The sequence below is a fragment of the Martinezella sp. CNPSo 3732 genome, assembly GCF_057784515.1.
This window is the reverse complement of sequence record NZ_JBXSOO010000002.1, coordinates 64,489-79,082: the sequence shown is the minus strand read 5'-3', so window position 1 is coordinate 79,082 and position 14,594 is coordinate 64,489. Positions and strand designations below refer to the sequence as shown.

At 60.4% G+C, this 14,594-nt stretch carries 13 protein-coding genes; 8 read left to right on the top strand and 5 right to left on the bottom strand.

Annotated elements, in window-relative coordinates; all coding sequences use genetic code 11:
• The first annotated feature begins 121 nt into the window (after window positions 1–121).
• Complete coding sequence (gene betA, locus AC13RM_RS05225) at window positions 122–1,774, top strand: choline dehydrogenase (protein ID WP_440477587.1); 1,653 nt, start codon at window positions 122–124, stop codon at window positions 1,772–1,774.
• Window positions 1,775–1,786: 12 nt separating this feature from the next.
• Here betA and AC13RM_RS05220 read toward each other — a convergent pair whose 3' ends face one another.
• Window positions 1,787–2,086 (bottom strand): type II toxin-antitoxin system RelE/ParE family toxin, encoded by a 300-nt coding sequence (locus tag AC13RM_RS05220; RefSeq protein ID WP_374815746.1) that lies wholly within the window; start codon window positions 2,084–2,086, stop codon window positions 1,787–1,789.
• Window positions 2,083–2,355: a YlcI/YnfO family protein gene (locus tag AC13RM_RS05215; protein ID WP_374815744.1), complete on the bottom strand. Its 273-nt coding sequence runs from the start codon at window positions 2,353–2,355 to the stop codon at window positions 2,083–2,085. Before AC13RM_RS05215 ends, AC13RM_RS05220 begins: the two co-directional genes overlap by 4 nt.
• Window positions 2,356–2,546: 191 nt before the next feature.
• Between AC13RM_RS05215 and AC13RM_RS05210 the strand changes: the two genes are divergently transcribed.
• Window positions 2,547–3,908, top strand: a complete 1,362-nt coding sequence (locus AC13RM_RS05210; RefSeq protein ID WP_374815742.1) for a chloride channel protein — start codon at window positions 2,547–2,549, stop codon at window positions 3,906–3,908.
• A 61-nt stretch (window positions 3,909–3,969) separates the two neighbouring features.
• Here the strand turns inward: AC13RM_RS05210 and AC13RM_RS05205 are convergent, their stop codons facing one another.
• A complete protein-coding gene (locus tag AC13RM_RS05205) occupies window positions 3,970–4,416 on the bottom strand; it encodes an RrF2 family transcriptional regulator (protein ID WP_285176430.1) in 447 nt (148 codons plus the stop codon).
• A 488-nt stretch (window positions 4,417–4,904) separates the two neighbouring features.
• On the opposite strand from AC13RM_RS05205, the gene AC13RM_RS05200 reads away from it, so the two are divergent.
• From AC13RM_RS05200 to cysN, 3 genes are all read left to right on the top strand, one after another.
• The gene (locus tag AC13RM_RS05200) at window positions 4,905–5,645 is read left to right on the top strand and encodes a phosphoadenylyl-sulfate reductase (RefSeq protein WP_374815740.1); all 741 of its coding nucleotides are present in this window, start codon (window positions 4,905–4,907) and stop codon (window positions 5,643–5,645) included.
• A gap of 126 nt (window positions 5,646–5,771) precedes the next feature.
• Complete coding sequence (gene cysD, locus AC13RM_RS05195) at window positions 5,772–6,725, top strand: sulfate adenylyltransferase subunit CysD (protein ID WP_285176427.1); 954 nt, start codon at window positions 5,772–5,774, stop codon at window positions 6,723–6,725.
• 1 nt (window position 6,726) lies between these two features.
• Window positions 6,727–8,229, top strand: a complete 1,503-nt coding sequence (cysN, locus tag AC13RM_RS05190) for a sulfate adenylyltransferase subunit CysN (protein ID WP_374815738.1) — start codon at window positions 6,727–6,729, stop codon at window positions 8,227–8,229.
• Window positions 8,230–8,346: 117 nt separating this feature from the next.
• Here cysN and hisC read toward each other — a convergent pair whose 3' ends face one another.
• A complete protein-coding gene (gene hisC, locus AC13RM_RS05185; protein WP_374815736.1) occupies window positions 8,347–9,405 on the bottom strand; it encodes a histidinol-phosphate transaminase in 1,059 nt (352 codons plus the stop codon).
• 164 nt (window positions 9,406–9,569) lie between these two features.
• Window positions 9,570–10,493 (bottom strand): LysR family transcriptional regulator, encoded by a 924-nt coding sequence (locus tag AC13RM_RS05180; RefSeq protein ID WP_113232313.1) that lies wholly within the window; start codon window positions 10,491–10,493, stop codon window positions 9,570–9,572.
• Between the two features lie 180 nt (window positions 10,494–10,673).
• On the opposite strand from AC13RM_RS05180, the gene AC13RM_RS05175 reads away from it, so the two are divergent.
• The 3 genes from AC13RM_RS05175 to AC13RM_RS05165 all read left to right on the top strand — a co-directional run bounded on the left by AC13RM_RS05175 (window position 10,674) and on the right by AC13RM_RS05165 (window position 14,318).
• Window positions 10,674–12,239 carry an MFS transporter gene (locus tag AC13RM_RS05175; RefSeq protein WP_488554684.1) on the top strand — a complete coding sequence of 522 codons (1,566 nt, stop codon included), beginning with the start codon at window positions 10,674–10,676 and terminating at the stop codon, window positions 12,237–12,239.
• A 238-nt stretch (window positions 12,240–12,477) separates the two neighbouring features.
• Window positions 12,478–12,825, top strand: coding sequence for a hypothetical protein (locus AC13RM_RS05170; RefSeq protein WP_488554683.1), 348 nt, complete (start codon window positions 12,478–12,480; stop codon window positions 12,823–12,825).
• A gap of 431 nt (window positions 12,826–13,256) precedes the next feature.
• Window positions 13,257–14,318 (top strand): porin, encoded by a 1,062-nt coding sequence (locus AC13RM_RS05165; RefSeq protein WP_113232310.1) that lies wholly within the window; start codon window positions 13,257–13,259, stop codon window positions 14,316–14,318.
• The last annotated feature ends 276 nt before the right edge of the window (window positions 14,319–14,594 follow it).

The following is a 14,594-nucleotide window of genomic DNA, read 5'->3' as shown; positions in this document are numbered from 1 at the left end:
GGCGGCACCTCAGGGTGAGGGCGAGAGCTGTTAACCGCAAGCACGGACGATGATCCGCCTCATCCTGAGGTGCTCGCCAAAGGCGCGCCTCGAAGGATCGAGACGGCCACAGGAGATGGATATGGAACAGGCAGATTTCGTCATCGTCGGCTCAGGCTCAGCCGGCTCCGCCATGGCTTACCGCCTGTCGGAAGACGGCAAGCATTCGGTCATCGTTCTGGAATTCGGCGGCAGCGATTTCGGGCCCTTCATCCAGATGCCGGCGGCCCTTGCATGGCCGATGAGCATGGATCGCTACAATTGGGGCTATCTTTCCGAGCCGGAACCGCAGCTCAACAACCGACGCATCACCGCCCCGCGCGGCAAGGTGATCGGCGGGTCCTCCTCGATCAACGGCATGGTCTATGTGCGCGGCCATGCGGAAGACTTCAACCGCTGGGAAGAGCTCGGCGCCCAAGGCTGGGCCTATGCCGACGTTCTGCCCTATTTCAAGCGGATGGAACATTCGCATGGCGGCGAAGAGGGATGGCGCGGCACGCATGGCCCGCTGCACGTGCGCCGAGGCGATGCCCGCAATCCGCTCTTCCACGCCTTCATCGAAGCCGGCAAGCAGGCGGGCTTCGAAGCGACGGACGATTACAACGGCAGCAAGCAGGAAGGCTTCGGCCTGATGGAGCAGACGACCTGGATGGGCCGGCGCTGGTCCGCGGCGACTGCCTATCTCAAGCCTGCCCTGAAGCGGCCGAACGTGACGCTCATCCGCTGCTTCGCCCGCAAGATCGTCATCGAAAACGGCCGCGCGACCGGCGTCGAAGTGGAGCGTGACGGCAAGATCGAGGTGATCCGTGCGAACCGCGAGGTGATCGTCTCCGCCTCTTCGTTCAATTCGCCGAAGCTGCTGATGCTTTCGGGCATCGGGCCGGGGCAGCATCTACGCGACATGGGGATCGAGGTGAAGGTCGACAGGCCAGGCGTCGGCGCCAACCTACAGGACCATATGGAATTCTATTTCCAGCAGACGAGCCTGAAGCCGGTGTCGCTCTACTCCTGGCTGCCGTGGTACATGCAAGGGATTGCCGGCGCACAGTGGCTGCTCTTCAAGAAGGGGCTCGGCACGTCCAACCAGTTCGAAGCCTGCGCTTTCCTGCGCTCGGCGCCCGGCGTTAAACAGCCCGACATCCAATATCACTTCCTGCCTGTCGCCATCAGCTATGACGGCAAGGCGGCGGCCAAGAGCCACGGCTTCCAGGTGCATGTCGGCTATAACCTGTCGAAATCGCGTGGGAACGTGACGCTGCGCTCCTCCGACCCGAAGGCCGATCCGGTCATCCGCTTCAACTATATGAGCCATCCGGAAGACTGGGAGAAATTCCGCCATTGCGTTCGCCTCACCCGCGAGATCTTCGGGCAGAAGGCCTTCGACGAGTACCGGGGCACGGAAATCCAGCCAGGAGCGAATATTCAGACCGACGACCAGATCGATGCCTTCCTGCGCGAGCACCTGGAAAGCGCCTATCACCCCTGCGGCACCTGCAAGATGGGCTCGAAGGACGATCCGATGGCGGTGGTCGATCCCGATACCCGCGTCATCGGCGTCGACGGCTTGCGCGTCGCCGATAGCTCGATCTTCCCGCATGTGACCTACGGCAATCTGAACGGACCTTCGATCATGACCGGCGAAAAGGCGGCCGATCATATTCTCGGCAAGCCGAAGCTGGCGCGCTCGAACCAGGAGCCTTGGATCAATCCGCGGTGGGAGACGAGCGATCGGTAGGATGGGCAGGCATCAGTGGTAGTCTTCCTCTCGCTGATGCCTGATCGCCAGGATCGTCACTGTCTCACTATCCTCGATCTCGAATAGAGCGACATAACCCGACGAGCCGAACGGAATGACGAGTTCGCGGAGAAATGCGTTGTCCGCCGACGCTTTGCGACAGCTGAATGGAAAATTCTCCAGAAATTCCGTTGCCTTGGCAATCGCCTGATAGGCTTTTTCCGCAAGCTCGATGTCTCTCACCAGGAGATAGTCATAGAGTCGTTCGAGATCATCGAATGCGCCTTGGGAGTAACGCACCGCAAAGGTCATTTTCGTCCGGACGCTTTTGCAGCTTCAAGTTTGCCCTTCAGCATTCCCAGCACGTCGTCAGCGCTATGATACACGCCAGTTTTTCTCGCATCCTCCCGCGCAGCAAGGCCGCGAGCGATGAATTCAGCCCTCGTTCGGCGGTGTTCAATCTGCGCACGCAGCGAGCTTTCCACAAATGCTGACAAGGTCTCACCCTCTCTCAGCACGCTTTCAGCAGCGGCGCGCAAGGCGGGATCAACCCTCAAAGGAGGTATGGAAGCGGATTTCATTCATCGCCCCTTTGCATTGCAATTGCAATACATTCTATTCGATCGCTCGAAACGGTCAACACGTGGATTAAGCCTTGGCCGCAAAAGGAAATTCTGTAAGAAAGATCGATATCGCAATTCTCCCCACGAGGTGAGCGGCCCGGAAAAATGCCTCCAAAGGCATGCGGGCCAGCATAACGGTCACACGTCCCATGCCCCCTATCTACCGCAAATCCAAACTCCTCCGCCGTTCCCGTGTTTTCTGGGGCTCTTTCAATCTTTGGCGACCGCGTTTGGTGTTCTGGACGGGCGCTCTGGCGATCGGCGTCATCAGCGTCGGCTTCGCCAAGCTCGCCGATCTGGCGCAGCGGGCTTTTACCGGCGTGACGCAATCGGGCGAGTGGATGTGGCTGCTGCCGCTCGTGCTGACGCCGCTCGGCTTCGTACTCTCGGCCTATCTTGCAGCGACGCTCTTTCCCAATTCGCAAGGGAGCGGCATTCCGCAGGCGATTGCCGCGCGACATCTGCATCATGAAGGGGATCGCACGAGGCTGCTCTCTCTCAGGCTGGCTTTCGGCAAGATCGTGCTGACCATATTGGGCCTCTTGAGCGGCGCCTCGATCGGCCGCGAGGGGCCGACGGTCCAGGTCGGTGCGTCCTTCATGCTGGCCGTTGCACGCTTCGGCGGCATGGCGCAGGCCAAGGGGCTGATCCTTGCCGGCTCCGCGGCCGGCATCGCTGCCGCCTTCAACACGCCGCTTGCTGGTATCGTCTTTGCCATCGAGGAGATGAGCCGCACGTATGAATCCCGCGCCAACGGTCTGGTTCTGACTGCCGTTATTCTTTCCGGCCTTGCCGCACTCGGCCTTTCCGGCAGCTACAATTACTTCGGCACGGCTGAAGCCGCGCCGACGATGCTTCGGGACTGGATCGTCATGCTGATCTGCGGTGTCGGCGGCGGCGCGCTCGGCGCCACCTTCAGTGGATTGGCGCTCTATGCCGGTATCCGCATCCGCCGCTGGGCACAACCGCAGCCGTTGAAACGCATGCTGATCCTTGCCGGCCTCTGCGGTCTTGTCGTTGCCGCCGTCGGCGTGCTCTCCGGCGGCCAAACCTTCGGCACCGGTTACGAGCAAGCCCGCGGCGCGGTGGAAGGACATGCCCTGCCCCTGCTCTTCTTCGTCGAGAAGCTACTGGCAAGCTTTCTGTCGATGATCTCGGGCATTCCCGGCGGCATCTTCGCCCCCTCACTTGCCGTTGGCGCCGGCTTCGGCAGCACGGTCGGCACGCTGATCGGCGGCGGCGTGGCGCTTGCGGCAATCCTCGGCATGGCCGGCTATTTCGCCGGCGTGGTGCAGGCGCCGATGACCGCTTTCGTCATCATCCTGGAAATGACCGGCGACCATCAAGCCGTCATCCCGATCATGGCGGTATCGATGATCGGCTATGTGACCTCGCGGTTGCTGTCGCGCGAGCCCTTATATCATGGCCTATCCCGCGTCTTCATCGCGGCAGCGATCCGCGCCCGGCGCGCTATGGAAAAGGAAGGCAGCGAGGAACACGCCACCCACTGAATGCCGAAGCTCCGCGGTTTCCGGAGGAAGGCACCCCGTATGGCCTCCCGCCTTGACCTGCCTATGCCATCAGCCTGGCGACCTCGGCACCATCAGGCTGAGCGATGGCATCGGCGATGGTCGTCGAGAACAACACCTTGCGGGTCGCATCTGCCACCCGGGCAAAGACGTGGCGGATTTCGCAGGTCTGCTCACCGTCGCAATCGTCGCATCGACGATAGGCTGTCAGTGAGAGACAGGGCAGCGGCGCCAGCGGTCCATCGATGACCCGCAGGATTTCGCCAAAGGTGATCTCGTCCGCCGGTCTGCGCAGGAGATAACCGCCCTGCTTGCCGCGACGGCTGATGACGACACCCTGATGCTTCAGGTCGAGAAGGATCTGTTCGAGGAATTTCTTCGGGATCTTCTGCTGGGCGGCGATGTCGGAAATCATCATCGGCTCACCCGCCTCGGATTGGGCCAAGGCAGACAGCGCCCGCAGCGCATATTTTGCTTTCTGAGTAATCATTTCGAACCGCTTCACACACACATGCGATACGTCCGGTCGAGCGATTCGGCCGGTCCGCTAAAGAACTTCTCAGCCCTCGTCCCCGGGGCAATGTCGAAGCACTCACACCCTTGGCGCACGGCCAGGAAACGTTAGCAACCCAGACTTGTTATCATTCTTCGTCGCTATGCCCATAGTTTAGCGCAAAATCCGCCGCAGCGCATCATTTCGGGCATCACTTCCGATTTCCGTTTGACAAGCTATGTGTAACTCTACTATTTCTATAGACATTAAAGCAAGCACTTAAACATGGTCAGCCATATCAGGTGCTTCCGAAGGGCCGCTTCCGGCGGCAAAACGCCTTGGTTAACAGCCGAGGCGGTCGCTTTTTCTTATCGGCGCTGCTTCATGGAGATATTTACTCTCCTGCGTTCCCTTTCGAAATCTATTTTTCTGTCCGCTGCCGTTGCGAACTGCGATACTCCCGGCAACATCAGGACAGGATTCCCATGACTGCCATTACCCTTATTGAAGATGCCGCGACGCTCAACAGCCAGCTCGCATCGCTCGATCTTGCCGGCCGCCTGTCTCTTGTGGCCGGCCTCGGTGGCCGTGCCGTGTTCACGACGTCGCTCGGCATCGAGGATCAGGTGATCACGGCAGAGATCGGCAATCACCGCCTGCCGATCGAAGTGGCGACCCTGCAGACCGGCCGCCTCTTCCCGGAAACGCTCGCTCTGATCGACGAGACGGAAAGCCAATACGATATCAAGATCGTCCGCTACGAGCCGGAACAGGCCGATATCGATGCCTATGCCGAAAAATACGGTCTGAACGGCTTCTATGAGAGCGTCGAAGCCAGGCATGCCTGTTGTGGCGTGCGCAAGCTGAAGCCGCTTGCGCGTGCACTCTCGGGCGCCACCATCTGGATCACCGGTCTGCGCCGCGGCCAGTCCGCCAATCGCGCCGATACGCCCTTTGCGGAATTCGATCCCGAGCGCAACCTGATCAAGATCAACCCGCTTGCCGATTGGGACATCGATGCTATCCGCGCGTATGTCGCCGACAATAGCGTTCCGGTGAACCCGCTGCATGCGCGCGGCTATCCCTCGATCGGCTGTGAACCCTGCACCCGTGCCATCAAGCCGGGCGAGCCCGAGCGGGCCGGCCGCTGGTGGTGGGAAAACGATGAAAAACGCGAATGCGGCCTGCATGTCCACGAAGAAGGTGCTGCCGCACCAGCACAATAATACGCCCGCCGGCTCCCGACACCGATCCGAAGCGCGTTTCCTACGCCGCTGTTCAACCGGGAACCAACGCATCCATTCTTTCCGGCCAAGTTTCGGTCGGGACATTTGAAAGTTCTGGAGTGATAAATGCCTGATAGCCGTCCGGATACGGAAATCTCCCATCCGCAAAGCGCCAAGCCACCGCTCGATCCGCATCTGAAGGCGCTGGAAAACGAGGCGATCCACATCTTCCGTGAGGTTGCGGCCGAGTTCGAGCGTCCCGTCATGCTCTATTCGATCGGCAAGGATTCGTCGGTGCTGCTGCATCTGGCGCGCAAAGCCTTCTATCCCGGCCGCGTCCCCTTCCCGCTCCTGCATGTGAACACCGGCTGGAAATTCGCCGAGATGATCACCTTCCGCGACGAGATCGTGAAGAAGTATGATCTCGACCTCATCGAGCATATCAACCCGCGTGGCAAGGCAGAGAATATCACGCCTTTCACCTATGGCTCGGCCCGCTACACCGACATCATGAAGACGGAAGCGCTGCGTCATGCGCTCGATGCCGGCCAGTTCGACGCGGCTTTCGGTGGCGCTCGCCGCGACGAGGAAGCCTCACGCGCCAAGGAGCGCATCTATTCCTTCCGCACGCCGGACCATCGCTGGGATCCGCGCAACCAGCGCCCGGAACTCTGGAACGTCTATAACGGCCAGATCCGCAAGGGCGAAAGCGTGCGCGTCTTCCCGCTCTCCAACTGGACCGAAGTGGATATCTGGCGCTACATCCAGGCCGAGGATATTCCGATCGTGCCGCTCTATTTCGCGGCGAAGCGTCCCATTGTCGAGCGCGACGGCATGATGATCATGGCGGCAGATCCAAGGCTGGAACTCTTGCCCGGCGAAGCCAAGCGCGAGGAGCTCATCCGCTTCCGCACGCTCGGCTGCTTCCCGCTGACCGGGGCCATCCGTTCCACCGCCACGACCCTTGAAGACATTATTGCAGAGCTGGAAATCGCCACGGTTTCCGAGCGACAGGGCCGCGCCATCGACCGCGACCAGTCCGGCTCCATGGAAAAGAAGAAGCGTGAAGGATATTTCTGAGATGACCGCAAACGCCAACGTCGTCACGATGCCCGTTGCTGGGCCTGCTGTTGGGTCCGCCTCCGAACCGGCCAAGGCCCTTCGCGACTCACGCCCGCTTCGCCTGATTACCTGCGGCAGCGTCGATGACGGCAAGTCCACGCTGATCGGCCGTCTCCTCTGGGATACCAAGGCGGTCAAGGAAGACCAGGCTGCCACGCTGCAGCGCGATTCCACCGGCAAGCAGAACGATCTCGGCCTGCCCGACTTCGCGCTGCTGCTCGACGGTCTGCAGGCCGAGCGCGAACAGGGCATCACCATCGATGTCGCCTATCGCTACTTCTCGACCGACAAGCGCTCCTTCATCGTTGCCGACACACCCGGCCACGAGCAGTATACCCGCAACATGGCAACCGGCGCCTCCACCGCCGACCTCGCTGTATTGCTGGTCGATGCGCGCATGGGCATCCTCGAGCAGACCCGCCGCCATGCGACGATCGCGTCGCTGCTCGGCATCAAGCAGTTCGTGCTTGCCGTCAACAAGATCGACCTGACGAACTACGACCGCGCAGGCTTCGAAAAGATCTCCAACGACTTCCGCGAATTCGCACTGTCGCTCGGCGTCAAGCAGATCACCGCCATTCCGATGTCGGCATTGAAGGGTGAAAACGTCGTCTATTCCGGCCAGGCCGCTATGCCGTGGTACACCGGCCCGACGTTGGTCGAAACGCTGGAACTCGCGACCGTTCGCTCGGCCCAGACGGTCGGCTTCCGCCTTTCGGTGCAACGCGTCTCCCGCCCGGGTGAGAGCTTCCGCGGCTATCAGGGCACCGTTGCCGGCGGTTCGGTGAAGCCGGGCGACAGTGTCATGATCCTGCCGTCGGGCATGGTCGCCAATGTCTCCAAGATCGTCACCTTCGATCTCGTGCGCAACGCCGCGGTCGCAGGCGATGCCATCACCCTCGTTCTCGACCGCCAGGTGGACGTGTCGCGTGGCGACATGATCGTCGCCATCGATAGCCAGCCGCAGACCGGCCTCTCCTTCGATGCGCAGATCGTCGCGCTGCAGCCGGAAGGCATCGAACCCGGCAAGCGCTACTGGCTGAAGAGCGGCAGCCGCCGCCAGCGTGTGCAGGTGCAGCCGATCGCCCAGCTCGAGCTGAAGACCGGCGCATGGGCTCCGGCGCAGGCACTCTGGATGAACGCCATCGGCAAGGTTCGCCTGACCTTCGACGAGAGCGCCATCTTCGATCCCTACGAACAGAACCGCTCGACCGGCTCCTTCATCCTGATCGACCCTGAAAGCAACAACACGGTCGCCGGCGGCATGATCACCGGCAAGCGTTCCGATGTCGGCGGCATCCACAAGGATGGCCAGCGCATCCTGCTGTCCTTGCCCGCCGATCTCGCCGAGCAGATCATGGCAAGCGAACTCTTCGCCAGCCGCCGCGATGAAACGGATGTCCGCCGCGTCACCGCCGCGCAGGCCGCGGAAATCTGGGCGAATGCCGCAAGCGACATCTGATCGCTATCGCATGTGATGACAGAAGGCGGCGGACTCAGCTCCGCCGCCTTTTTCATTTCGAGGGCTACTCACCCAATCGCCCCAATCAGCCGTGGAGCAATCGCTCCAAGCGTAAGATCAGTGCAATATTTCGGCGAGCGCCGCCACTAGCCGGTCGCACTCCTCATCCGTTCCAATCGTGATGCGCAGGAAGTCGTCGATACGCTCGGCGGAAAACCGTCTTACCAGAATGTTTCTGCTCCGAAGCTCGGCCGCGAGTTCCACACCCGGCCGGTTCGGATGCCGCGCGAACACAAAATTGGCGGATGACGGAAGAACATAAAAGCCCAGCTCTCCGAGTTCGGCGGCCAGCCGTTCCCGGCTGGCGATGATCATGGCGCGATGGCGTTCGAACCAGTCCCGATCCTTCCAGGCCGCTACCGCACCTGCCTGCGCGAGCCGATCGAGAGGATAGGAATTGAAGCTGTCCTTGACCCTTTCCAGTGCCTCGATCAGCGCTCTCTGACCAACAGCGAAACCCACACGCAGACCGGCAAGCCCGCGCGACTTCGACAGGGTCTGGATTACCAAGAGGTTCGGATATGTCCGGACAAGTGGAACCGCGCTCTTGCCGCCGAAATCGACATAGGCCTCGTCGATGACGACGACCTGATCGGGATGATCCTTAACAAGGCTTTCTATATCAGCCAAAGGCAGGCCGATCCCTGTCGGTGCGTTGGGATTGGGCAGAATGATCGCGCCGCAGGGCTGGCGATAATCGTCAAGGCGGACCCGCATCTCTTCATCGACCGGAACCTGCCGGAAGGCGATCCCGTAGAGGCGGCAATAGGTCGGATAGAAGCTGTAGCTGATGTCAGGGAAAAGCAAGGGCTCATCATGGTTCAGCAGCGCCTGGAACGTGTGGGCCAGAACCTCGTCCGATCCATTGCCGACGAAGACCTCATCCTTGTCGAGCCCGAAACTTTCGGCGATTGTAACACGCAAGTCTCGCGCTGTCGGATCTGGATAGAGCCGCAGCGTATCGGATGCAGCCTTCGAGATCGCCTCCAGGGCAAGCGGCGAAGGACCGTAAGGGCTCTCATTGGTGTTGAGCTTGATTATTCCGCCCGTGGCCGGCTGCTCGCCGGCGACATAGGGGATCAAGGAATGAACAATAGGGCTCCAGAAGCGGCTCATCGTGATTTCCAAAGTTAGCGGTTGCAGACCGTCGTGGGGCAAGTCTGCATATGAGCAAACACCGTCGCAAACTCGAGCTCCCGCGACAACTGCCTCCCGGGCAATTCTGAAATTATCTCGCTCGGCAGGCAAGCGGAACTCGAGCCGATACGATGGTCTGTGTCTCAGGCAGCGGTCGTCGCCGGCAAAACATCGCAGCTTTTCGCGAAAAGCCTTTCGCTCAGAAAATCCACGAAAACCCGAACCTTGGGCGACATATGACGATTGGATGGCCAGAGCAGATGGAAATGGGCGGGCTCGTCGATGAAATCGTGGAGAACGGTTCTGAGCGTTCCTTCCGCAAGCGTGCTGCGCACGAGGAAATCGGGCATGCAACCGATGCCGAGGCCGGCAACGGTCGCGCCACGAACCGCCTCCATATTGTTGCAGGAAAAGGCGGTCCGCATGCGCAGCTCCGGCTCGCCTTCCGGCATGGTCAGCGGCCAATCCTGCAGCTTGCCGCTGTTGGGAAAGCGAAACCTGACGGCCAGATGCTCGTTGAGATCACGCGGGCAACCGGGAATACCGAAGCGTTCGAGATAGCTGGGCGCAGCGCAGAGCAACATCTGAAACGGCCGCAAGGTGCGCGATATCAGCCGAGAGTCCGGCAGATCGCCGCTGCGGATCGCAACATCGACACCCTCCTCGATCATGTCAACGATACGGTCGTTGAAATCGATGTCGAGCTCGACCTCGGGATAACGGGCCACGAATTCCGGGACGACGGGCAAGAGGAAGTGGTAGCTGACGATCGGCACACTGACGCGCAACCGCCCGCGTGGCACGGCAACCGCCTGCGCAAGCGAGGCCTGCGCATCCTCGAGATCGTCAAGCACCCGTCGGCAGCGTTCATGAAAGAGACGCCCCTCCTCGGTCAACCGGATGCTCCGTGTGGAACGCTGCAGCAGCCGAACGCCAAGCTGATGCTCCAGATTGCTGACCGCCTTGCCGACAGCGGATGCCGAAAGGCCGAGCACGCGTCCGGCGGCGGCAAAACTGCCGAGATCCGCCGTGCGAACGAAAGCCGTCAAGCCGCTCAAACGATCCATAGGCACATTCCATTCGAGAGTTTTATTCCGGTATATATGGATAACTAGCGCGATTATCATCCGATTACAGCAAATATATCCTGCTTGGGTCATTTGAAGCGCGCGGGCGCCGGCCTTTGGCCAGCGCGACTCCCAGGATTGCCCGCCGCTTCCCCTTTGCTCAAACTCAACGGTAATCCCATGACCTCTCCCCAGACAAAGGTCGCAAGTGCGACCGAGAAATTCTTCGTCCTCGTCGCCGTCTGCTGCGCCGCAGCGGCGATGCCGCTCACATTCACCGGCCCCGCCGTGGCTCTGCCAGCCATTAGCCGCACGCTCGGCGGCAGTCCGATCGCGCTCAACTGGGTCACGAACGCCTTCATGCTGACCTTCGGCAGCTGCCTGATGGCATCAGGCGCGCTGGCAGACAGCTTTGGCCGGCGGCGCATCTTCCTGACCGGCGTCGGCTGCTTCGCGCTGTTCTCGGCTGGCTTGGCGCTGGCTGGCAACATCGTCTGGTTCGACATATTGCGGGCATTGCAGGGCCTTGGCGCAGCCGCCGCTTTTTCCGGCGGCATGGCATCGCTGGCTCAGGAGTTCGACGGCACAGCGCGGATGCGGGCCTTCAGCATCGTCGGCTCCAGCTTCGGCGTCGGTCTCGCCTTCGGGCCGATCGCATCCGGCCTGATGATCGATGCCTTCGGCTGGCCGTCCATCTTCATCCTCGTAGTCGCCCTGGCGTTGCTCGCACTTGGCCTCGGCGCCTGCTTTCTGCGCGAATCCAAAGATCCCGACGCGGCGGGGCTGGATTGGCCGGGCGCACTGAGCTTCACGCTAGCCTTGACACTCTTCACCTATGGCGTGCTGCGCGCGCCGGAAACTGGCTGGAGCGACTCGCTCGTTCTCGCCCTGCTGGCCGGCGCCGCACTGCTCTTTCTCACCTTCGGTATTATCGAGCGGGTCGTGAAGCGGCCCATGCTGGATCTCAGCTTGTTTCGCTATCCGCGTTTCGTCGGCGTGCAGCTGCTCGCGGCAGCACCTGCTTACGCCTTTGTCGTTTTGTTGATCCTGCTGCCCGTGCGTTTCGTCGGCATCGAAGGCATGAGCGAGATCGCCGCCGGGCGGATGATGGTCGCGCTTTCGGCGCCGCTGCTCATCCTGCCGATCGTCGCCGGGCTTCTCACCCGCTGGTTCAGCCCCGCAACGATCTGCGGCACCGGCCTCATCATCTCGGCGACGGGCCTTTTCTGGCTCAGCCATTTTGCCGTCGGCTCGGCCCCAGCCGCTCTCATCGGTCCGCTGCTGACGATCGGAGTCGGCATCAGCTTGCCTTGGGGCCTGATGGACGGGCTTGCTGTCAGCGTCGTCCCCAGGGAGCGGGCCGGCATGGCGACCGGCATCTTCAGCACCACTCGCGTCGCCGGCGAAGGGGTCGCGCTTGCCGTCGTCAGCGCCATTCTCTCCGCCTTCGTTCACTCGAACCTCGGCGTATCCGCTGGCGAGCACGCCGCGATGGCCGCGCAGCAGCTCGTGACCGGCAACCTGGCCGCCGCAGCATCGAATGTGCCCGCAATAGGGCACGGCACTCTTATCCAGGGCTATGGCGGCGCCTTCAGCACACTGCTCTGGCTACTGACCGGCATCACTGTCCTAACGGCCATTGTCGTCTTTTCCTTCCTGGGCCGCTCATCATCGACTACCGCCGCGGAAGAAGATGCGGAGCAATTGGACGAGGATGAAGAGGCGCTTCGCGTATCGAAAGCTTAAGTGGCATTAATGACTGGCGGAAAGTAACGCGGCCAGTCCGCTCACCGCCCGCGGCACGGCAAGAAGGCGAATCGAAGGCCGAACACAGCCGAAAACCCCAGCGCGCCGCAACAGAATATTTCGAAACCACATAAAATGTGCGCACCGGATTCGTGCGCCAACGATCTTCGCAGCGGCGTCAGGCTGGCGTTTGTATTCGCCGCTGCTATATCATATCCCCATGATATCAGACCGGTTTTTGAAGATTATTGCTTGGACCTATATTGCGGCGCTTATCGGCGTAACGCTTGCGCATTTCAATTGGCAAGCCACATTCGGCAATCCGTTTGACATCTTTCGCGCCGTTGCGCTTTGCGTAGCAGGCATGCTTGCCCGTCTCGCCTACCCGCAGTCTCCCTCCTTCACCTGCCTCCTGATGATCGGCAGCGTGCTGGCACTTTCCGTTTCGCATCTGTTGGCAAGCGGCAATTATGGATCGCCGCTTGATATCATCGTCGGCATGACCAGCGGGCTCTGGGGCATCATGATCGGCTCTATCTTGAGCAAGCTCATCGTTTCAGCCTCGAAGCGGCCAGCCTCATACTAATCGACCGAAAGAGCTAGCGATGGCCTGAACAGGCACCCCTCGGCTGCCGCGGGAGGGTGATGATGTGGTGTAAGCCATCAAAGGGGAATTGCATTTGGCCGAGCACGCGCAACAAATATTATCAAATAATATTCGAATAAGATGGAGAAAAAAATTATACCATAAAATGACTATTACGTAGCCAATATTATGCAGCACTTAGCATTTTGTTAGCGCCTGTTGCTTTCTTGCAACTTGAACTTAAATTTCACGAAAAAGTCATCCCGAGAAAAATATATCATATAACTTTGCAGGAATTCGTCTTTAATAGCGACCAGAAGCGGGTGGGGCCCGTTTCTCCCGAGTCGGGGTTTTTAAACAGGGATAGGGTTAAGGCACGTCGATTTTCGGCGCGATTGCCTATGCCCAATCTATATTGGATTGGAGTTTTTATGAACATCAAGAGCCTTCTTCTCGGCTCCGCTGCTGCCCTGGCAGCAGTTTCTGGCGCTCAGGCAGCCGACGCTATCGTTGCTGCCGAGCCGGAACCGCTCGAATACGTCCGCATCTGCGACGCATATGGCGCTGGCTACTTCTTCATCCCGGGCAGCGAAACCTGCCTCAAGATCGGCGGTTATGTCCGTACCGAAGGCAAGTGGTACGATGCCTACAACCCGAACAGCCACAATGGCACGCTCTGGCATACCCGCGCTCATCTGAGCCTCGACACCGCGACCGACACCGAATACGGCCCGCTGAAGACCAACACGGTCATCCGTTGGGACTGGCAGGATGGCGGCGCGACCACCACGAAGCTGCTGTTCGCCAACATCAGCCTCGGCGGCTTCCTGGTCGGTAAGGCTGACTCCCAGTACAACTCGTACATCGGTTACGCCGGCAACGTCATCAACGACGACGTGGTCAACGACGGCCCATACGAACTCAACCAGTTGACCTACAACTATGACGCCGGCAACGGCTTCACGGCTGTGATCTCGGTTGAAGACAGCAACTCCGGTTCGGGCGCCACGGGCGCCAACGGCGAAAACAGCACCAACCACTACCTGCCTGACGTCGTTGCCGGTGCTGGCTACAAGGCTGGCAACTTCGGCTTCAAGATCGTCGGTGGTTATGACTCCATCGTTGAAGAAGGCGCTATCAAGGCTCGCGTCGATGCCGACTTCGGCGTCTTCAAGGCCTTCTTGATGGGCGGCTGGAACACCGATGGCGACAAGCTGAACAAGTACGCAAACGCCAACGGCGCCGGCTCTGCCAAGGGTATCGGCTGGGGCGACTGGGCTGTCTGGGGCGGCGTCACTGTTCCGATCAACGCAAAGCTGCAGGCGAACGCTCAGGTTGCCTACACCGACTCGAAGATCTTCGCAGCCACCGCAAACGTCCGCTGGAACCCGGTCAAGAACCTCCAGATCACGCCGGAAGTTTCCTACACCAACTGGGACTCCATCAATCAGGACCAGTGGGCTGGCGTTCTCCGCTTCCAGCGTAGCTTCTAATCGCGGTTACGAGATCTGATCTGACTTGACCCCTGATCGGATGGGGATCGGCCTTACTTCCAGCGAAGTCGGGCCGATCCTTCCGAGCCAGGGGTTCGTCATTTTTCTGAGGGCTGGCTCAGGGAGAAACTTGGGTGAAACAGGAACGGAAGCCCGGCAGATAGATAGTTGGCTGCCTAATGGCGTTTCCGCAGCGCCGTCTGAAACTCAATCTTCCTCATCGACACCAGGCATTTTTTATCGTAGAGACAGCCTATGTCTTTCGCTCACGCATAT

Excerpts from the sequence above, each read along its gene's own strand:
- cysD (WP_285176427.1), top strand. The coding sequence starts at position 5,772 with ATGCCTGATAGCCGTCCGGATACGGAAATCTCCCATCCGCAAAGCGCC.
- AC13RM_RS05220 (WP_374815746.1), bottom strand. The coding sequence starts at position 2,086 with ATGACCTTTGCGGTGCGTTACTCCCAAGGCGCATTCGATGATCTCGAA.
- AC13RM_RS05205 (WP_285176430.1), bottom strand. The coding sequence starts at position 4,416 with ATGATTACTCAGAAAGCAAAATATGCGCTGCGGGCGCTGTCTGCCTTG.
- AC13RM_RS05215 (WP_374815744.1), bottom strand. The coding sequence starts at position 2,355 with ATGAAATCCGCTTCCATACCTCCTTTGAGGGTTGATCCCGCCTTGCGC.
- cysN (WP_374815738.1), top strand. The coding sequence starts at position 6,727 with ATGACCGCAAACGCCAACGTCGTCACGATGCCCGTTGCTGGGCCTGCT.
- AC13RM_RS05180 (WP_113232313.1), bottom strand. The coding sequence starts at position 10,493 with ATGGATCGTTTGAGCGGCTTGACGGCTTTCGTTCGCACGGCGGATCTC.
- hisC (WP_374815736.1), bottom strand. The coding sequence starts at position 9,405 with ATGAGCCGCTTCTGGAGCCCTATTGTTCATTCCTTGATCCCCTATGTC.
- AC13RM_RS05175 (WP_488554684.1), top strand. The coding sequence starts at position 10,674 with ATGACCTCTCCCCAGACAAAGGTCGCAAGTGCGACCGAGAAATTCTTC.
- betA (WP_440477587.1), top strand. The coding sequence starts at position 122 with ATGGAACAGGCAGATTTCGTCATCGTCGGCTCAGGCTCAGCCGGCTCC.
- AC13RM_RS05200 (WP_374815740.1), top strand. The coding sequence starts at position 4,905 with ATGACTGCCATTACCCTTATTGAAGATGCCGCGACGCTCAACAGCCAG.
- AC13RM_RS05210 (WP_374815742.1), top strand. The coding sequence starts at position 2,547 with ATGCCCCCTATCTACCGCAAATCCAAACTCCTCCGCCGTTCCCGTGTT.
- AC13RM_RS05165 (WP_113232310.1), top strand. The coding sequence starts at position 13,257 with ATGAACATCAAGAGCCTTCTTCTCGGCTCCGCTGCTGCCCTGGCAGCA.